This window comes from Pseudomonas acericola (SeqCode) (assembly GCF_053456465.1).
This window is the reverse complement of sequence record NZ_JBRFJB010000006.1, coordinates 107,962-125,750: the sequence shown is the minus strand read 5'-3', so window position 1 is coordinate 125,750 and position 17,789 is coordinate 107,962. Positions and strand designations below refer to the sequence as shown.

Below are 17,789 nucleotides of genomic sequence, written 5' to 3'. Positions count from 1 at the left end.
TGTGGGAGCTGGCTTGCCTGCGATGCGGGCGACTCGGTCTTTCAGTTACACCGAGGTGATGCTATCGCAGGCAAGCCAGCTCCCACAGGGTGAACCGGTTTCTCCAGTGGTTATTGAGCAAACAGGACTTTCTGCCCTTCTGGCGACGTAAACATCCCATCCCCGTTATGCCCCACCCCCGGCACCTCAACCAACCGATGCCCCAACTGCGGATGCCGCTGCTTGAGGTAGTCAAAATAGTTATGCCCACGAACCAACCGATACGCCCCCTGGGTCTCGGCCTCGCAGCCTTTATCCAGCGCGTGATGATTCGGGTCGGTGTCCTGCTGGCCCAGCAGGTAAGTGATATCGCGTGACACGTAAGCCTGTTCAAGCTGCGCCGGGCTCTGGCCTTTGGCGTAGGCCGGCAAGTTCTGCATGCCGTATTTCCAGTCGTTGAACCCCGGGCAACTGGCCGCATCGAACTTCACCGGGCGCTGCGGGGTGAAGTAGGCGTAGGACGAAGGGTTCGCCACCACATACCGTAGGCTGATGCCTTCGGTTTGCAGCTTCGGATGGTCGTGGCTGGTGAGGGCAAAACGCTGCACCACCTGGCCGCCGCCGGAATGCCCGGCCACCACGATTTCCTTCAGCGCGGGGAACAGCTTGCGGTTGCCCAGGTGCTTGATGATTTGGTCGAGTGCGCCGTAGGAGCTGATGTGACCGGGGCCGGTGGATGGTTCGCCGGCCATCCAGCCGTTGTCGGTCCAGCGCAGGATCTGGTCGTCCAGGTGCTCGTGCTGCGCATCCGCCTCGATCAGAAATCGCGGGGCGATGACCAAGGTGTTGGCACCTTGGCCTGCATTTTCGGCAGCCTTTTCGCCACTTTCCAGGTAGGTCTGCGCATCACGCAGGCGACCGTGCACGATGATCAACGCACGGGTCACGTCTGGTAGCGGCTGGCGCCAATCCTGGCTTAGGCCGACGCTGAGGTCGCCGGCCTCCAGGGGGAATCGATCAAGACTGGCTTCCTTGGCACCGTGTCCGGCCGCCCAGGTTGAACAACTGACTAACAGGCCCAGCAGCAATCCCAATCGTTTATTCATTTAAAGACTCTTGGCGGAAAAGGTATCACATTGAGTGATCTGGCCCTGGGCGAAGCCGGTCTTGAACCACCGTACGCGCTGCGCCGAGGTGCCGTGGGTGAACGAGTCCGGCACCACACGGCCCTGACCCTGTTGCTGCAAACGGTCATCGCCGATGGCGTTGGCCGCGTTCAGTGCTTCTTCGATGTCGCCGGGTTCCAGCCAGTTCAGGCGCTTTTGCGCGCGGTTGGCCCACACACCGGCGAAGCAGTCGGCTTGCAGTTCCTGGCGCACCAGCAGGCCGCCGTCGCCTTGCATCTGCCGGCCCTGCTGGCGTGCGGCCTGGATCTTGGCTGAGATACCCAGCAACGTCTGCACATGGTGCCCGACTTCGTGGGCGATCACGTAGGCCTGGGCGAAGTCGCCAGCGGCTTTAAAGCGTTGGGACATTTCGCGGAAGAAATCCAGGTCCAGGTACACCTGCTGGTCTGCCGGGCAATAGAACGGGCCGCTGGCCGACGTGGCGCCACCGCAGGCGGAATTCACCCGGCCACGGAACAGGATCAGTTTCGGGTTCTTGTAGGCCAGGCCGTTTTCCTGGAACACCTGGGCCCAGGTGTCTTCGGTATCGCCGAGTACCGCGCGGACAAAATCCGCCTGCTCATCGTTGGCCGGCGGCGCCTGGCGCGTCTGGGTGCTGACCGACGGCGCCTGTTCCATCTGGCCGGTGAGCTGGCCGAGGATCTGCAACGGGTCCTGGCCAGTCAGCCAGCCAATGCCGACGATCAGCACGATGGCGGTCAGGCTCAGGCCCTTGCCGCCGCCAAAGCGCATGCCGCCACCGCCGCCGCCACTGTCATCGCGGGCATCCACCACGTTGTCGCTGCGTCGGCCTTTTTTCCATAGCATGGGGGCGGTCCTCTTGTGTCGATGCATCTATAGGAGTGAGCTTATTGTGGCGAGGGAGCTTGCTCCCGCTGGGCTGCGTAGCAGCCCCAAAAGCCTGGGAGCGCTACGCACTCCAGCGGGAGCAAGCTCCCTCGCCACAACTGCAGCCTGTTCCAGCAGTGTAGGGGTTCAGTATGGACGTTATTAGCGGCAGTAGCCTTCGCCGGTTGCCACGATCAGGCAGTCCTTTTTATCCGCCAGCCACTTCAGGCCGGTGGCTTCGCCGTCACCGGCGCGCAGCAGTTGCGGGCCGTCCGGGCGAGTGAAGGCGATGCCGTCTTCGGCGGCTTCACCTTTGAAGGTGCCCGAGTCATCGGCGTCGAGGCCGTATTGCATAGTGAGGATGTAGTGACCACGGCCGATGCTGTCGTCCTTGACGATGGTCAGGTTCAGGCCCTCGACGCCAACCCACTTGCCGACCCACTGGTCGGTGGGCGGGGTTGCCGGCACCAGCGTCGCTTGCACGGAGGCGGGCGCGGGCTTGGGGGCTTCCTTGGCTTCCTGGTTGCAAGCGGCAAGCAGGGCAACGGCAGACAGAACGAACAGGGTCTTTTTCATAGCGGCAGGCCTTGGTTAAAAAGTGTGCAACGTACGGGCAAACGTGGGACGTTGGACTCGAATCCGGTGATTTAGTGCGCTGTTCGCACAGTGTTTGGTTATGCTCTTGGGGCAGACGCAGGCCCGGCTGCTAGATTACCGGGTTGAGCAGCCCGCGTTCAGCCCGTCATGCAAGAGAACTCAATGACCGTCAGCACTCCTCTCTCCGGCGTCAACCACCCCTTCAAAGGCATTTTGCTGATTGTGGTGGCCACTTTCCTGTTCTCCAGCCACGACGCCTTGTCCAAATACCTCGCCGGGTTCTACCCGATCGTGATGGTGGTGTGGGCGCGCTACCTGGTGCACACCTTGTTGATGGCCGGGATTTTCCTGCCGCAGTCTGGCCTGCGCGTGCTGCGCAGCAAACGGCCGGGCATGCAGGTGGTGCGGGCGTTGTGCCTGTTGGGCACCAGCCTGTTCTTTACGGCGGCGCTGCATTACATCCCGTTGGCGGAAGCCACGGCGGTGAACTTCCTCGCGCCGATCCTGGTGACAGCCCTCTCGGTGCCGCTGCTCGGCGAGCACGTCACACGTGGCCAGTGGCTGGCGGTGATCTGCGGGTTTGTCGGCGTGTTGATCATCATCCACCCCGGCGGCGAGCTGTTCACCCCGGCGGTGCTGCTGCCGCTGTGTTCGGCGCTGTTCTTCTGCTTCTACCAGTTGCTCACGCGCATCCTCAGCCAGTACGACACGCCAACCACCAGCAACTTCTTCGCTGGCCTGTGCAATACCTTGGTGATGAGTGCGCTGGTGCCGTTCTTCTGGCAGATCCCGACGCTGTGGCACGGTGTGTTGATGCTGGCGCTGGGCACCTGCGGGATGACCGCGCACTTGCTGTTGACCCAGGCGTTCCGCTTCGCGGCGCCGGCCTTGCTGGCGCCGTTTGGCTATTGCCAGATCGTGTTTGCGGGGTTGTTGGGCTGGCTGGTGTTCAACCATACCCCCGACGTGACCACGGTGGTCGGCATCGGGGTGATCTGCATGAGCGGATTGGCCGCTGCCTGGCAGCAGCGGCGTAGGTAGAGTTAGACGTCTACGGTAGGAATCTTGCGCGGGGCCATGAAGTACATCCAGGTCAGCGCAATGAAGTACATCGCCGGGATCAGGGTGAACAACACGGTGTAGTTGTTGTTGGTCACGGTGAGGATGTGGCCGACGATCTGGGTCATGAACATGCCGCCGATGGCCGCGCACATGCCGCCGAAACCGAACACCGTGCTCATCATGTGCTTGGGCGTGTAGTCCATCACCAGGCTCCAGATGTTGGCGGTCCAGGCCTGGTGCGCACCGATGGCCAGGGAGATGGCAAACACCGCGACCCACAGTTGGCTGGAACCGGCGGCCATGATCACGCCGACGATGCAGCAGGCGAACAGCAGCATCGACAGCAAGCGCGCCTTGATCGAGTTCATGCCACGGCCGATCAGGAACGACGACAGAATCCCCCCACCCACACTGCCGAAGTCGGCTGTCAGATAGATGATGATCAGCGGGATGCCCATCTGTGTCACGTTGATGCCCAGGTTGTATTGCTGGTTCAGGAACGGCGGCAACCAGTACAGGTAGAACCAGAACACCGGCGCAGTCAGCGCGTAGGCAATGGCGAAGGCCCAGGTGCCGCGCATGCGTAGGATACGGCTGAACGGCACGCCCGGTTGTTCTGGTTCGACTTCCCGTTGCACGTAGTCCAGTTCCGATTGCTTAACGCTCGGATGGTCTTCCGGGTTGTAGTACTTCAAACCCCAGAACACCAGCCAGATCGCGCCCAGCGAAGCCATGCACAGGAACGCGGCTTGCCAGCCCCACACGTGCAGGATCAGCGGCAGCAGCATTGGCGTCATCATCGCGCCGACGTTGGTGCCGGCGTTGAAGATACCGGTGGCCACCGCACGCTCGCCGGCGGGGAACCACAGGCGCGTGGTCTTGACGCAGGCCGGGTAGTTGGCGGCCTCGGTCAGCCCGAGGATAAAGCGGCAGACCATAAAGCCCACTGCCGAAGTCGCCAGGCCGTGGGCGCCGGTGGCCAGGCTCCACAACAGCACGGCGCAGAAGAACACGCGTTTGACGCCGACACGGTCGATCAAGCGGCCTTGCAGCACAAAGCCGATGGCGTAGCCGACCTGGAACCAGAAGTTGATGTTGGCGTAGTCCATCGCCGTCCAGCTCATTTCCTTGGCTAGGATCGGTTGCATCACGCCCAGGGCGGCGCGGTCGATGTAGTTGAGGGTGGTGGCGAAGAACACCAGGGCCAACATGCCCCAGCGAGTTTTACCCACGGCCAGGGCGCCGCGGATCTTGTCGCCGATGCCGGCGTGCGGTGTGCCGGGGCGCGCGGCCAGGGCGGAATTTTGCAGAGGCATGAGGTCGTACCCGTTTTTTGAAATTTTTATGGTGTGTTCTGGGTCAGGTTGCGGAGTCGATGGTGCGCAGCGGCTAAAAAATCGTCAATTCGCCAAAGCGGCTTAGTGTTCGATAATCGCACCAAAAACTAACCGGTTCGTACATTTTAATTGCTGTGGGTAGACTGGGGGCGAATAATTTGGCGCAAACAATAATTGCCGGGAGTCGCCCCATGCAACGTTCCATTGCCACCGTTTCCTTGAGCGGCACCCTGCCGGAAAAACTCGAAGCCATCGCCGCCGCCGGGTTTGATGGCGTAGAGATTTTCGAAAACGACCTGTTGTATTACGACGGCAGCCCCCGCGAAGTTAGGCAGATGTGTGCCGACCTGGGGATTGCCATCACCTTGTTCCAGCCGTTTCGCGACTTTGAAGGCTGCCGCCGCGACCGCCTGGCGCGCAACCTGGAGCGGGCCGAGCGCAAGTTCGATTTGATGCAGGAACTGGGCACCGACCTGGTGCTGGTGTGCAGTAACGCCTCCGCCGATTGCGTCGGTGATGAGCGCATATTGCTCGACGATCTCAGCCTGTTGGCCGAACATGCCGGCCGCCGTGGCTTGCGCATCGGTTACGAGGCGCTGGCCTGGGGCAAGCATGTGAACACCTGGCAGCAGGTGTGGAACCTGGTGCGCCAGGTCGATCACCCAGCCCTTGGCGTGCTGCTCGACAGCTTCCATACCTTGTCCCTCAAGGGCGACCCGAGCGGCATCGCGCAGATCCCCGGCGACAAGATTTTCTTTGTGCAAATGGCCGACGCGCCGATCCTGGCCATGGATGTGCTGGAGTGGAGCCGGCATTTCCGCTGCTTCCCGGGGCAAGGCGAATTCGACTTGGCGGGTTTTCTCGCTCCGATCATCCAGAGTGGTTACACCGGGCCCTTGTCCCTGGAGATTTTCAACGACGGTTTCCGCGCTGCGCCGACCCGGGCGAATGCGGCGGACGGCCTGCGCTCCTTGCTGTACCTGGAGGAGAAAACCCGCGAGCGCCTGCAACAGCAAGCCCCGGCGCAACCGGTGGAGATTCTGTTCGATACCCCGGCCGCCAGCGAATACGACGGCATCGAGTTCCTCGAATTCGCCGTGGACGAAAGCCTCGGCGCCAAACTGACCCATTGGCTGGAACGCCTCGGCTTCGTCAAGGCTGGCCAGCATCGCTCCAAGAGCGTGAGCCTGTTGCGCCAGGGTGATATCAACCTGATCCTCAATTGCGAGCCTTATTCCTTCGCCCACAACTTTTTCGAGGCCCACGGCCCGTCGTTGTGCGCCACGGCGCTGCGGGTCAAGGACAGCGCCAAGGCCCTGGAGCGGGCGGTGGCCTACAAGGGCCAGCCCTATCGTGGCTTGGTCGGCCCCAACGAGCTGGAACTGGCCGCCGTGCGTGCGCCGGACGGCAGCCTGATTTACCTGGTGGACCCCAGCGAAGGCACGCTGTACGACACCGACTTCAACCTGCAAGCCGCGCCGGCGGCCGGTGGTGGCTTGCTGCGCATCGACCATATGGCCATGGCGCTGCCGGCCGACAGCCTCGACAGTTGGGTGCTGTTCTACAAGAGCCTGCTGGATTTCGAGGCCGACGACGAAGTGGTGTTGCCCGACCCCTACGGTTTGGTGAAAAGCCGCGCGCTGCGCAGCCGTTGCAGTTCCGTTCGTCTGCCGCTGAACATTTCCGAGAACCGCAACACGGCGATTTCCCACGCGCTATCGAGCTATCGCGGCTCGGGTGTGCACCACATTGCCTTCGACTGCGCGGACATTTTCGCCGAAGTACGCCGGGCCAAAGACGCGGGCGTGCCGCTGCTGGACATCCCGCTCAACTACTACGATGACCTCGCGGCGCGGTTTGATTTCGACGACGAGTTCCTCAGCGAACTGGCGTACTACAACGTGTTGTACGACCGTGATGCCAATGGTGGTGAGCTGTTTCACGTGTACACCGAGCCGTTCGAAGGGCGGTTCTTCTTCGAGATCATCCAGCGCAAGAACGGTTATGCCGGTTACGGCGCGGCCAACGTGGCGGTGCGCCTGGCGGCCATGGCCAAATCCCGCAGCGGTGCGGTGCGCCAAGCGCGGTTGTGAGCGGTGGCGCGGTGCTTCCTTCGGGGAGCGCCGCAGCCCATAATCGGCGCCTGCACAATAAAAACGGCCGTGAGCGCACCATGACCCTGACTCCCGACCTCTCCGCTGCGTCCGAAACGCCGCGCAAGAGTCGTAAGAACAACCCGGAAAAGACCCGCGAAAACATCCTGCAGGAAGCAATCGTCGAGTTTGTCCAACAAGGCCTGTCCGGCGCGCGCGTGGACGCCATCGCCGAGCGCATCCACACCTCCAAACGCATGATCTATTACTACTTCGGCAGCAAGGAGCAGTTGTACGTCGAGGTGCTGGAGAAGCTTTACGGCGACATCCGCAACACTGAAACCCGCATGAATCTGACTGCCTTGGAACCGCGTGAAGCGATTCGCCGGCTGGTGGAGTTCACCTTTGATCACCACGACCAGAACGTGGATTTTGTGCGCATCGTCAGCATCGAAAATATCCACAACGCCGAGTACGTGAAGCGTTCGGAGTCGATCAAGGCGATGAACAGCAACATCCTCGAAGCCCTCGGCGCGACGTTGCGGCGTGGGGCGGAGATGGGCGTATTTCGTGCGGGGCTGGAGCCGTTGGATGTGCACCTGCTGATCAACTCGTTCAGCTTTTACCGGGTCTCAAACCGCCATACCTTCAGTGAGATTTTTCAGATCGAGCTGTCGGATGAGGCCATCAAGCAACGGCACCGGGACATGATTTGTGAGTCGGTGATGCGGTACCTGCAGGCCTGAATCTTCAGATTGGCATACAACCCCTGTGGGAGCGGGCTAGCCCGCGATAGCGGTCTGTCAGATACACATTTTTGGCTGACTCACCGCTATCGCAGCGATGCGGCGACCCGACAAGCCAGCTCCCACAGATTGGATTGGGTTTGCACCCTTAGTTATTCATGGCCTGAAAGTGCGCCAGCATCCGCTGCGCATCAGGCGCTTCGCCACTGAACAGCTCAAACGCCTTCACCGCTTGAAACACCGCCATATTGCCGCCATCCAGCGTGCGGCAACCCAGGGCCCGGGCATCACGCAGCAGCTCTGTTTCCAGCGGGAAATACACAATTTCGGCCACCCACAGTTCGGCCCTCAGCAAGGCTGCGGGAACCGGCGTGCCCGGCAGCTTGGCCATGCCCATCGGCGTGGTGTTGACCACACCATCGGCCTCAGCCATGGCATTTTCCAAGTGGCCGCCGACCTGGGCGCGGCCCGGGCCGAAACGCTGGCTGAGGTTATCCACCAGGTCCTGGGCGCGGGTGTTGTCCAGGTCGAAAATGCTCAAGTGTTCGACACCTTCGGCCATTAGCGCGTGGGCCACCGCCGCACCTGCGCCGCCAGCGCCCATCTGGACTACCCGCCGCCGCACGACATCACACAAGTTACGCCGAAAACCTTCCGCGAATCCCAGGCAGTCGGTGTTGTGGCCGATGCGCTTGCCATCCTTGAACACCACGGTATTCACCGCGCCAATGCCGCGCGCCTCGTCGGACAATTCATCGAGCAACGGCAGGATCGCCTGCTTGCACGGGTAGGTAATGTTCAGCCCGGTGAACTGCATCAACTCGGCGGCGTCCAGCAGGTCGGGCAGGGCATCGACGTTCAGGTGCAGCGGGTCCAGGTCGATCAGGCGATACAGGTAGCGCAAGCCTTGGGCATCGCCTTCCTGTTCATGCAGGGCGGGGGTGCGCGAAGCCTGGATGCCGGAACCGATCAGGCCGGCGAGAATGCGCGGCTTCATGCGTTCAACACCTGGCTGAAGTGTTCAAGGGCCAAGTGGTAGCCATGGCTGCCAAACCCGGCCAGCACGGCCTTGGCGATGGGCGACACAAAGGAGTGATGACGGAACGCTTCACGGGCGTGCACGTTGGATAAATGCACTTCGATTACCGGCACTTCACTGGCCACCAAAGCGTCGCGGATGGCGACGGAGGTGTGCGTCCACGCGGCCGGGTTGATCACGATACCGGCGCAACGGGTGTGCGCACCGTGGATCCAGTCGAGCAGTTCGCCTTCGTGGTTGGTCTGGCGGAATTCGATTTTGAGTCCGAGTTTGTCGGCGCTGCGTCCGCACAGCGCGGCGATGTCGGCCAGGGTTTCATGGCCGTAGGTTGCAGGCTCACGGGTGCCGAGCAGGTTGAGGTTGGGGCCGTTGAGCACCAGTACGATAGGCGGCATGGGAGGGTCTCCACAGTTATTGTTAGTTGTGGAAGTAAAATGTACTGAATGGTTAATTTGGTCAATCGACGGCAGAGGATATGTTCGATTACCGAACGGTTATGCGCGGTAACAACACGGCGTTCGACGCTTGGTTCCCGGTTACTAGTCTGTGAAAAGCTCCAGGATTTTGGAGCCGGTTGTCGGGTGACAAAGGCGAAATTGTTACCGGGCGGAAAATAACCTAACGGATGGGTTACGATGCGAATAGGCACTTACAAAGGATTTGTGATTTCAGTGTTGCTCAGGGATGAACATTGCCCGCCGCATGTTCATGTCAGAGGCGCGGGTTGGGAATGCGCGCTTTCGTTTCAGCTTTCTGGATGACAGCGTGGAGTTGTGGGATGTGGACCCTGAACGGCGGCGGCCGCCCGGTGCGGTTCTGCTGGGTATTCGCGCTGCGTTGATGCAGCGGCATTATCTGGCGCGGGCGCGAAGGATTTGGTGGGAGAAAATTCAGACGGTTTGCCTGGAGAACCATTCCTGGGACTTGGGGGCGGATGAAGTGGTGCCGGGACTGGTCATCCGGCCGGGTGTTCATGTAATTGCACGGGCTTGGCACGATGCTGTGGGGCAGCAGACAATTTTGAATCTGGTGAGGATTCCAGTATGGGTGAAGATAAATTTGTAAAAGTCGTAAAAGCCAAAGTCCGGCCCTACGTGCCGCTCACCGAGGCCGATATCGATAAAGCGATAGCCCGGGGCCGCAAGACACGGAATTTGTACGCCCGCGCCAGCTCGGTCAGCTATGAAGACAAGCGTATTTCCATCGGCTTCAGCGACGGCAGCCAGGTGTCGCTGCCCGTGGCGGGCCTTCCCGAGTTCGAGGGGTTTTCCTTGGAGGACTTCCAGCAGTTGGAGGTCGGTTTTGGCGGCAAGGCCCTGTGCTGTGAACCCCGCGACCTGGACGTTTCCATCACTGGCCTGATTGCCACGAGCCAGCCCCTGATGGACCTGGCTGTGAGCCTGGTGGCCGCGCGCAACGGTCGCAAGCGCAGCGCCGCCAAGGCTGCCGCTGCCCGTGCCAATGGCAAGAAGGGCGGGCGGCCACGCAAGGACACGACGAAACCCGACGATTCAACTGACGCATGAAGATCCAATGTGGGAGCCGGCTTGTGTGGGAGCTGGCTTGCCTGCGATAGCATCACCCCGGTATCACTGATACACCGAGGTGCCTGCATCGCGGGCAAGCCCAGCTCCCACACAAGCTCGCTCCTACAGGAGGATTGGTGGTGGCTGTAAGATTCAGCGACGGGTCAACAGCACACCTGATTCCATATGGTGCGTCCACGGAAACTGGTCAAACATCGCACATTGGGTAATACGGTGCGTGTCATGCAGTTGCGCGATGTTCGCCGCCAATGTCTCCGGGTTGCACGAGATGTACAGGATGTTATCGAAGCGCCGGGTCAGCTCGCAGGTGTCCGGGTCCATGCCGGCTCGCGGTGGGTCGACGAACACGCTGCCGAATTCGTAGCGCTTGAGGTCGATGCCGTGCAAGCGACGGAACGGGCGCACTTCATTCAGGGCTTCGGTGAGTTCTTCGGCGGAGAGGCGCACCAGGGTGACGTTATCCACCGCGTTTTCATCGAGGTTGCTCAGGGCGGCATTGACGGAGGTCTTGCTGATCTCGGTGGCCAGCACTTTGCGCACGCGGGTTGCCAGGGGCAGGGTGAAGTTGCCGTTGCCGCAGTACAGTTCCAGCAGGTCATCCGGGCGATCGCCCAGCGCTTCGTACGCCCAGTTGAGCATCTTCTGGTTCACGGTGCCGTTGGGCTGGGTGAACGCGCCTTCGGGTTGGCGATAGCTGAAGGTGCGACCGCCGACGTCGAGTTTCTCCACCACGTAGTCCTGGCCGATCACATCGCGTTTGCCCTTGGAGCGGCCGATGATGCTCACGTTCAAGTCTGCCGCCAGTTTGTTCGCGGCGGTGTGCCAGTGCTCGTCCAGCGGGCGGTGATAGCACAGGGTGATCATCGCGTCGCCGGCCAGGGTGGTGAGGAACTCCACCTGAAACAGTTTGTGGCTCAGGGCGGCGCTGGCTTGCCAGGCGGCCTTGAGTTGCGGCATCAACTGGTTGATGCGCAGGCTGGCGATGGGGAATTCTTCGATCAGGATCGGCGTGCGCTTGTCGTCCTGGGAGAACATCGCGTAGTGGCGATCACCGCCTTCGCGCCACAGGCGGAACTCCGCCCGCAGGCGGAAGTTCTGCAGCGGCGAGTCGAATACCTGTGGCTCAGGCGCATCGAACGGGGCCAACAGGTCACGCAAGCGCGTGACCTTGTCTTGCAGTTGAGCGGTGTAGCTTGCGGCGTCAAAAGTCATGCGTTGAACCAGCCCAGCTTGATCACAAACAGAATCGACAGAATCACCAGCGCTGGGTTCAGCTCACGGTAGCGGCCCGAAAGCAGCTTGATGGCGGTCCACGCGATGAAACCGAAGGCGATGCCGTTGGCGATGGAGTAAGTGAACGGCATCGCCAGGGCGGTGATCACCACCGGCGCTGCAACAGTGATGTCATCCCAGTCGATTTCCGCGAGGCCCTGGGTCATCAGTACGGCCACGAACAGCAGCGCGGGCGCGGTGGCGAATGCCGGGACGCTGCCTGCCAATGGCGAGAAGAACAGCGCCAGCAGGAACAGGATCGCCACGACGATGGCGGTCAAGCCGGTACGGCCGCCGGCGCTCACGCCCGCAGCGGATTCGATGTAGCTGGTGGTGGTCGACGTACCCAGCAGCGAACCGGCCATGGCGGCGGTGCTGTCGGCGATCAGCGCACGGCCCATTTTTGGCATGTGGCCGTCCTTGCCCATCAGGCCGGCGCGCTTGGCAACGCCGATCAGGGTGCCGGAGTTGTCGAACAGGTCCACGAACAGGAAGGCGAAGATCACGCTGACCAGGCCGATGTCCAGCGCGCCCTTGATGTCCAGTTGCAGGAAGGTCGGGGCCAGGGACGGTGGCATCGATACCACGCCGCCGAACGGGGTCACGCCCAGGGCGATGGACGCAATGGTCACCGCGAGGATGCCGATCAGCACCGCGCCGCGCACGGCCAGGGCTTCCAGCGCGACGATCAGCACGAAACCGAGGGTGGCAAGGATCGGCGCTGCCTTGGTCAGGTCACCGAGGCCCACCATGGTGGCCGGGTTGCTGACGACGATGTCGGCGTTGTGCAGGGCGATCAACGCCAGGAACAGGCCGATACCCGCAGCAATCGCCGAGCGCAGGGGCAGGGGGATGGCGTTGATGATCCACTCACGGATGCGGAAGATCGACAGCAGGAAGAACAACACCGCCGAAATGAATACCGCGCCCAGCGCCACCTGCCAGGTATGGCCCATGTGCAGGACCACGGTGTAGGTAAAGAAGGCATTGAGGCCCATGCCCGGCGCGAGCGCGATCGGGTAGTTGGCGATCAGGCCCATCACGGTCGAACCGATGGCCGCCGCCAGGCAGGTCGCGACAAAGACCGCGCCCTTGTCCATGCCGGTCTGGCTGAGGATGCTCGGGTTGACGAACAGGATGTAGGCCATCGCCAGGAATGTGGTGATACCCGCGAGAATCTCGGTGCGCACATTGGTGTTGTGGGCTTTGAGTTGAAACAGCTTTTCCAGCATGCCGGCTCCCTGTGACGCTATTTTGCGTCGTGATTTGTTGACCTCTAAGTCAAAGCACAAACTGCGCCAAGCGCCTGTGGTTTCAGAGAGGATCGGAAAAAGCGGCGCATCATACCAGCAGCCGAGGCCCTGTGGTGGTCGGCCTCGCCCTTGTGAACAATCCCTCAGGATCATGGCCTTGAGGCATACTGCGCCGACGTTCAAATCAGGGTCATCGACAGCATGAAAAAAGCCAACGCGTGGAGTCTAGCTCTGATCCCTTGTCTCGGCCTGTGGCTTGGCTCGGCACCGGTGTGGGGCGCGACTGCACCGCCCTTGAGCGAGGTGCGGGTGTTCAAGGTCGAGTCGGCGCGCTGCACCGAAACCATTCCCGAACGCGCGCAAGGCACGCAGATGTGTACCCATCGTGGGCCCACCAAGGTCTCGGTGATGGAAGTCGGCCTGGGCAACAACCCCGTGGGCCGCTTTGATGGCGCCGAGCTGAACGGCCAGCGCACGCCGGTGTGCCAGGTTGGCAGCGTCAGCGAGGTGTGCAACGGCGCTGGCACGTTGATGGGCTACATCTATGTGTTCGACCTGAATGTCGAAGCCCCGGGCTGGTTTGAATACAGCAATTCGTCGATCAACGGCCCGCAGAACACCCTGAAAACGCTGCTCAATATCCGCTGATCAGACCTTCGCCACTTCCTCGACCGGCACATGCATGCGGTCGCGATTGGCCAGGGTCGGGAACAGCTTGATCCATGTACCGGTCACGATCAGCGTGCCAATCCCGCCCATGACCACCGCTGGCACGGTGCCAAACCAGTGGGCGGTAATCCCCGATTCAAACTCGCCCAACTGATTGGACGCGCCAATAAACAGGCCGTTGACCGCGCTGACCCGCCCGCGCATTTCATCCGGTGTTTCCAACTGCACGAACGACGCACGGATCACCATGCTGATCATGTCCGCTGCGCCCAGCACCACCAGCACCGCCAATGAAAACCAGAACGAGGTCGACAGACCGAACGCAATGGTCGCCACGCCAAACACGCCGACGGCGGTGAACATCACGCGGCCGACGTGGCGGTCTACCGAGAACCGCGCCAACCACAACGACATCAACAACGCGCCCACCGCTGGCGCCGAGCGCAACAGGCCCAGGCCCCAGGCGCCGGTCAGCAGGATGTCCTTGGCGAACACCGGCAACAACGCGGTGGCGCCGCCCAGCAGCACGGCGAACAGGTCCAGGGAGATGGCGCCGAGGATGTCCGGGCGGCTGCGGATAAAGCGGATGCCGGCCAGCAGCGAATCCAGGGTCGCCTTGCCTTTGTTGAGCGGGGTCTGGCGGGCGGGCAGGTTGAGGGTCAACCCGCAGGCAATCAGGTACAGCACCACGGTGGGGCCATACACCCACACACTGCCAAACGCGTAAAGCAAACCGCCGAGGGCCGGCGCGACGATGGTTGCCAGTTGCTGGGCCGACTGCGACGACGCCACCGCGCGCGGGAACAACGCGCTGGGCACGATGCTCGGCAGCAACGCCTGGGTGGTGGGCATTTCAAACGAGCGTGCGGCGCCGAGCAGGAAGGCGAGGATAAAGATCATCTCGCGGGTGACGTTGCCGGTCAGGCCGCCAATGGCCAGCGACAGCGCAATCAGCGCCTGCACGGTCTGGCAGATGGCCGCGACCTTGCGCCGTTCATAGCGGTCGGCCACATGCCCGGTGTGCAGCATGAACAGCACACGCGGGACGAACTCCACCAGGCCGACCAAGCCGAGGTCGAGCACGTTGCCGGTCAGTTGGTAGAGGTTCCAGCCGATGGCCACGGTGAGCATCTGGAAACCGCTGGCGGTGAAGATGCGCGCCAGCCAGAACGCGATGAAAGGGCGGTGGTGGCGCAACAGCAACACGGGTTCACTGGGCATCGGGAATTCAGGTCAGGGCCGGAGGAGAGGCCGAGATTAGCATTAAGTTGTAACAGATAGTTGCTGAAACTGAGCTGAGGCAGTCTGTCACGCGGCAAAAGACCACGCCGTCCTGCAGCGAAAATGGGACTACTCTTTCAGCAATGCTTGATCCAGATCAAAACCTCCCCAGGGATTGCTCTGGCGGCCGCAAGGCCAGATTCCCTACGTGGTTGGTTAAAAAAAGAACGAATTGAAATTCGACACACTCCATATCCGTGGGGGCAGTGGGTGCAGGCTCCCGCCAGCAGCCGGTATTACCTGACAGAGGAAGACTTATGTTCGGTTTGGAGGCGCTAGATCTCGCCCGAATTCAATTCGCGTTCACCATCTCATTCCACATCCTGTTCCCGGCGATCACCATCGGCCTGGCCAGTTACCTTGCGGTGCTGGAAGGCCTGTGGCTCAAGACCCACAACGACACCTACCGCGACCTTTACCATTTCTGGTCGAAGATCTTTGCCGTCAACTTCGGCATGGGCGTGGTGTCTGGCTTGGTCATGGCCTACCAGTTCGGCACCAACTGGAGCCGCTTCTCGGACTTCGCCGGCGCCGTCACCGGGCCGCTTCTTACGTACGAAGTGCTCACGGCCTTCTTCCTTGAGGCCGGTTTCCTCGGGGTAATGCTGTTCGGCTGGAACAAGGTGGGGCGCAAGCTGCACTTTTTCGCCACGGTGATGGTGGCCGTGGGTACGTTGATCTCTACGTTCTGGATCCTTGCGTCCAACAGCTGGATGCAGACGCCCCAGGGCTTCGAAATCATCGACGGCCGCGTCATTCCGACCGATTGGCTGGCGGTGATCTTCAACCCGTCCTTCCCGTACCGCCTGGCGCATATGGCCACGGCCGCGTTTGTGGCCACCGCGTTTTTCGTCGGTTCCTCGGCCGCCTGGCACTTGCTGCGTGGCAAGGACAACCCGGCGATCCGCAAAATGCTCTCGATGGCGATGTGGATGGCCCTGATCGTTGCGCCTATCCAGGCGGTGATCGGTGACTTCCACGGCCTCAATACCCTGAAGCACCAACCGGCGAAAATCGCCGCGATTGAAGGCCACTGGGAAAACAAAGGCAACGAGCCGACCCCGCTGATCCTGTTCGGCTGGCCGGACATGAAGGCGGAAAAGACCAAGTACGCCGTCGAAATCCCCTACCTGGGCAGCCTGATCCTCACCCACTCCCTGGATAAACAGGTGCCGGCCCTCAAGGAGTTCCCGCCTGAGGATCGCCCTAATTCGACCATTGTGTTCTGGTCGTTCCGGGTCATGGTCGGCCTGGGCTTCCTGATGATCTTCACCGGTCTGTTCAGCCTCTGGCTGCGCCGGGGCGACAAGATGTACACGTCCAAGCCGTTCCTGTACCTGGCGTTGTGGATGGGCCCGTCGGGGTTGATCGCGATTCTCGCCGGTTGGTTCACCACGGAAATCGGTCGCCAGCCGTGGGTGGTCTACGGGCTGATGCGCACGGCGGATGCGTCGTCCGGGCATAGCCTGGTGCAGATGACGATCACCTTGGTGTTGTTCGTGGTGGTGTACTTCGCGCTGTTCGGTGCCGGTCTGGGCTACATGATGCGCCTGGTGCGCAAAGGCCCGCAGACCCACGAAGGCGATGAGCCGACCCACGGTGGTCCTGGCCAGAAACGCACCCCAGCCCGTCCTCTGTCTGCCGCCGATGATGGCAGCGATGACGACCACACCCACATCCAGCACAAGGGGCATTGAGATGGGTATTGATCTTCCGCTGATCTGGGCCGTGATCATCATCTTCGGCATCATGATGTACGTGGTCATGGACGGCTTCGACCTGGGTATCGGCATCCTCTTTCCGTTTATCCCAGGCAAGGTTGACCGTGACGTGATGATGAACACCGTCGCCCCGGTGTGGGACGGCAACGAAACCTGGCTGGTGCTCGGCGGCGCGGCGTTGTTTGGCGCGTTCCCGCTGGCCTATTCGGTGGTGTTGTCGGCGCTGTACCTGCCGCTGATCCTGATGCTGATCGGCCTGATCTTCCGTGGCGTGGCCTTCGAGTTCCGCTTCAAGGCCAAGGATGACAAGCGTCACCTGTGGGACAAGGCGTTTATCGGCGGCTCGCTGGCGGCGACGTTCTTCCAGGGTGTGGCGCTGGGGGCGTTTATCGACGGCATCCCGGTGGTGGACCGCCAGTTCGCCGGCGGTTCGCTGGACTGGGCGACGCCGTTCACGATGTTCTGCGGTGTGGCGCTGATCGTGGCCTACGCCCTGCTGGGCTGCACCTGGCTGATCATGAAGACCGAAGGCTCGTTGCAGGAAAAGATGCACAACCTGGGACGACCACTGGCGTTCGCGCTATTGGCGGTGATTGGCATTGTCAGTATCTGGACGCCGCTGGCGCATCCGGAAATCGCCGCACGCTGGTTCACCCTGCCGAACCTGTTCTGGTTCCTGCCGGTGCCGATCCTGGTGCTGGTGACCCTGTACGGTTTGATCCGCGCCGTGGCACGCAATGCGCACTACACGCCGTTCCTGCTGACGCTGGTGCTGATCTTCCTCGGCTACAGCGGCCTGGGGATCAGCCTGTGGCCGAACATCATCCCGCCGTCCGTGTCGATCTGGGACGCCGCCGCACCGCCGCAAAGCCAGGGCTTCATGCTGGTGGGCACCTTGTTCATCATCCCGTTCATCCTGGGCTACACCTTCTGGAGCTACTACGTGTTCCGCGGCAAGGTCACCCACGAAGACGGTTATCACTAGGAGGGTCGTTTCATGTCCGGCAAACCTTCGTTGCACGAGATTGAACAGGCCGAGAAACAGCCACTGTGGCGGCGCCTGGGGTGGTTGGCGATGATCTGGACCGGCAGCGTGCTGGCCCTGTTTGTCGTGGCCAGCCTGATGCGCATGTTCATGAACGCGGCGGGCCTGAGCACGCACTGACATCCCAACCGGG

Annotated in this window: 17 protein-coding genes and 1 pseudogene; 9 read left to right on the top strand and 9 right to left on the bottom strand. The window is 61.6% G+C overall.

Annotated elements, in window-relative coordinates; all coding sequences use genetic code 11:
- Positions 1–110 precede the first annotated feature (110 nt).
- The 3 genes from ACU688_RS21825 to ACU688_RS21815 all read right to left on the bottom strand — a co-directional run bounded on the left by ACU688_RS21825 (position 111) and on the right by ACU688_RS21815 (position 2,570).
- On the bottom strand, positions 111–1,085 hold the full coding sequence (locus ACU688_RS21825; RefSeq protein WP_448186365.1) for an alpha/beta hydrolase: 975 nt from the start codon (positions 1,083–1,085) through the stop codon (positions 111–113).
- A complete protein-coding gene (gene ypfJ, locus ACU688_RS21820; RefSeq protein ID WP_448186364.1) occupies positions 1,086–1,973 on the bottom strand; it encodes a KPN_02809 family neutral zinc metallopeptidase in 888 nt (295 codons plus the stop codon). It lies immediately after the preceding gene.
- Positions 1,974–2,156: 183 nt separating this feature from the next.
- Entirely contained in the window at positions 2,157–2,570 is a 414-nt protein-coding gene (locus ACU688_RS21815) for a membrane lipoprotein lipid attachment site-containing protein (RefSeq protein WP_448186363.1), read from the bottom strand.
- Positions 2,571–2,753: 183 nt separating this feature from the next.
- Between ACU688_RS21815 and ACU688_RS21810 the strand changes: the two genes are divergently transcribed.
- Complete coding sequence (locus ACU688_RS21810) at positions 2,754–3,632, top strand: DMT family transporter (protein ID WP_017737396.1); 879 nt, start codon at positions 2,754–2,756, stop codon at positions 3,630–3,632.
- Positions 3,633–3,634: 2 nt separating this feature from the next.
- Here ACU688_RS21810 and ACU688_RS21805 read toward each other — a convergent pair whose 3' ends face one another.
- Positions 3,635–4,969, bottom strand: coding sequence for an MFS transporter (locus ACU688_RS21805; RefSeq protein ID WP_448186362.1), 1,335 nt, complete (start codon positions 4,967–4,969; stop codon positions 3,635–3,637).
- A gap of 212 nt (positions 4,970–5,181) precedes the next feature.
- On the opposite strand from ACU688_RS21805, the gene quiC reads away from it, so the two are divergent.
- Together quiC and ACU688_RS21795 are read left to right on the top strand one after the other, a co-directional pair.
- Positions 5,182–7,083 (top strand): 3-dehydroshikimate dehydratase QuiC, encoded by a 1,902-nt coding sequence (gene quiC, locus ACU688_RS21800; protein WP_448186361.1) that lies wholly within the window; start codon positions 5,182–5,184, stop codon positions 7,081–7,083.
- Between the two features lie 80 nt (positions 7,084–7,163).
- On the top strand, positions 7,164–7,829 hold the full coding sequence (locus ACU688_RS21795) for a TetR/AcrR family transcriptional regulator (protein ID WP_017737399.1): 666 nt from the start codon (positions 7,164–7,166) through the stop codon (positions 7,827–7,829).
- A gap of 148 nt (positions 7,830–7,977) precedes the next feature.
- On the opposite strand, the gene ACU688_RS21790 is transcribed toward ACU688_RS21795, so the two are convergent.
- Together ACU688_RS21790 and aroQ are read right to left on the bottom strand one after the other, a co-directional pair.
- On the bottom strand, positions 7,978–8,826 hold the full coding sequence (locus ACU688_RS21790) for a shikimate dehydrogenase (RefSeq protein WP_448186360.1): 849 nt from the start codon (positions 8,824–8,826) through the stop codon (positions 7,978–7,980).
- Complete coding sequence (gene aroQ, locus ACU688_RS21785; RefSeq protein WP_448186359.1) at positions 8,823–9,263, bottom strand: type II 3-dehydroquinate dehydratase; 441 nt, start codon at positions 9,261–9,263, stop codon at positions 8,823–8,825. Before aroQ ends, ACU688_RS21790 begins: the two co-directional genes overlap by 4 nt.
- 240 nt (positions 9,264–9,503) lie before the next feature.
- Between aroQ and ACU688_RS21780 the strand changes: the two are divergent.
- Positions 9,504–9,933 (top strand): annotated as a pseudogene (locus tag ACU688_RS21780) (DUF4160 domain-containing protein).
- Positions 9,912–10,394, top strand: a complete 483-nt coding sequence (locus ACU688_RS21775) for a DUF2442 domain-containing protein (protein ID WP_448186358.1) — start codon at positions 9,912–9,914, stop codon at positions 10,392–10,394. The pseudogene ACU688_RS21780 and the gene ACU688_RS21775 overlap by 22 nt, the downstream one beginning before the upstream one ends.
- A gap of 153 nt (positions 10,395–10,547) precedes the next feature.
- Here ACU688_RS21775 and trmA read toward each other — a convergent pair whose 3' ends face one another.
- Both trmA and ACU688_RS21765 read right to left on the bottom strand, forming a co-directional pair.
- A complete protein-coding gene (gene trmA / locus ACU688_RS21770; RefSeq protein WP_448186357.1) occupies positions 10,548–11,627 on the bottom strand; it encodes a tRNA (uridine(54)-C5)-methyltransferase TrmA in 1,080 nt (359 codons plus the stop codon).
- A complete protein-coding gene (locus ACU688_RS21765; protein ID WP_448186356.1) occupies positions 11,624–12,919 on the bottom strand; it encodes an NCS2 family permease in 1,296 nt (431 codons plus the stop codon). Before ACU688_RS21765 ends, trmA begins: the two co-directional genes overlap by 4 nt.
- A 222-nt stretch (positions 12,920–13,141) precedes the next feature.
- Here ACU688_RS21765 and ACU688_RS21760 point away from each other — a divergent pair, with 222 nt between their 5' ends.
- On the top strand, positions 13,142–13,588 hold the full coding sequence (locus tag ACU688_RS21760) for a DUF4879 domain-containing protein (RefSeq protein WP_448186355.1): 447 nt from the start codon (positions 13,142–13,144) through the stop codon (positions 13,586–13,588).
- Here the strand turns inward: ACU688_RS21760 and ACU688_RS21755 are convergent, their stop codons facing one another.
- Entirely contained in the window at positions 13,589–14,830 is a 1,242-nt protein-coding gene (locus tag ACU688_RS21755) for an MFS transporter (RefSeq protein WP_448186354.1), read from the bottom strand.
- A 317-nt stretch (positions 14,831–15,147) separates the two neighbouring features.
- Here ACU688_RS21755 and ACU688_RS21750 point away from each other — a divergent pair, with 317 nt between their 5' ends.
- Genes ACU688_RS21750 through ACU688_RS21740 form a run of 3 tightly spaced genes read left to right on the top strand, consistent with a single transcriptional unit; the run spans position 15,148 to position 17,776 of the window.
- Positions 15,148–16,587 (top strand): cytochrome ubiquinol oxidase subunit I, encoded by a 1,440-nt coding sequence (locus ACU688_RS21750; protein ID WP_017737408.1) that lies wholly within the window; start codon positions 15,148–15,150, stop codon positions 16,585–16,587.
- 1 nt (position 16,588) lies between these two features.
- Entirely contained in the window at positions 16,589–17,596 is a 1,008-nt protein-coding gene (cydB, locus tag ACU688_RS21745) for a cytochrome d ubiquinol oxidase subunit II (RefSeq protein WP_017737409.1), read from the top strand.
- Positions 17,597–17,608: 12 nt separating this feature from the next.
- Positions 17,609–17,776, top strand: a complete 168-nt coding sequence (locus ACU688_RS21740; RefSeq protein WP_017737410.1) for a DUF2474 domain-containing protein — start codon at positions 17,609–17,611, stop codon at positions 17,774–17,776.
- Positions 17,777–17,789 lie beyond the last annotated feature (13 nt).

Coding starts and splice junctions, on each gene's coding strand:
- ACU688_RS21825 (WP_448186365.1), bottom strand. CDS start 1,085: ATGAATAAACGATTGGGATTGCTGCTGGGCCTGTTAGTCAGTTGTTCA.
- ypfJ (WP_448186364.1), bottom strand. CDS start 1,973: ATGCTATGGAAAAAAGGCCGACGCAGCGACAACGTGGTGGATGCCCGC.
- ACU688_RS21815 (WP_448186363.1), bottom strand. CDS start 2,570: ATGAAAAAGACCCTGTTCGTTCTGTCTGCCGTTGCCCTGCTTGCCGCT.
- ACU688_RS21810 (WP_017737396.1), top strand. CDS start 2,754: ATGACCGTCAGCACTCCTCTCTCCGGCGTCAACCACCCCTTCAAAGGC.
- ACU688_RS21805 (WP_448186362.1), bottom strand. CDS start 4,969: ATGCCTCTGCAAAATTCCGCCCTGGCCGCGCGCCCCGGCACACCGCAC.
- quiC (WP_448186361.1), top strand. CDS start 5,182: ATGCAACGTTCCATTGCCACCGTTTCCTTGAGCGGCACCCTGCCGGAA.
- ACU688_RS21795 (WP_017737399.1), top strand. CDS start 7,164: ATGACCCTGACTCCCGACCTCTCCGCTGCGTCCGAAACGCCGCGCAAG.
- ACU688_RS21790 (WP_448186360.1), bottom strand. CDS start 8,826: ATGAAGCCGCGCATTCTCGCCGGCCTGATCGGTTCCGGCATCCAGGCT.
- aroQ (WP_448186359.1), bottom strand. CDS start 9,263: ATGCCGCCTATCGTACTGGTGCTCAACGGCCCCAACCTCAACCTGCTC.
- ACU688_RS21775 (WP_448186358.1), top strand. CDS start 9,912: ATGGGTGAAGATAAATTTGTAAAAGTCGTAAAAGCCAAAGTCCGGCCC.
- trmA (WP_448186357.1), bottom strand. CDS start 11,627: ATGACTTTTGACGCCGCAAGCTACACCGCTCAACTGCAAGACAAGGTC.
- ACU688_RS21765 (WP_448186356.1), bottom strand. CDS start 12,919: ATGCTGGAAAAGCTGTTTCAACTCAAAGCCCACAACACCAATGTGCGC.
- ACU688_RS21760 (WP_448186355.1), top strand. CDS start 13,142: ATGAAAAAAGCCAACGCGTGGAGTCTAGCTCTGATCCCTTGTCTCGGC.
- ACU688_RS21755 (WP_448186354.1), bottom strand. CDS start 14,830: ATGCCCAGTGAACCCGTGTTGCTGTTGCGCCACCACCGCCCTTTCATC.
- ACU688_RS21750 (WP_017737408.1), top strand. CDS start 15,148: ATGTTCGGTTTGGAGGCGCTAGATCTCGCCCGAATTCAATTCGCGTTC.
- cydB (WP_017737409.1), top strand. CDS start 16,589: ATGGGTATTGATCTTCCGCTGATCTGGGCCGTGATCATCATCTTCGGC.
- ACU688_RS21740 (WP_017737410.1), top strand. CDS start 17,609: ATGTCCGGCAAACCTTCGTTGCACGAGATTGAACAGGCCGAGAAACAG.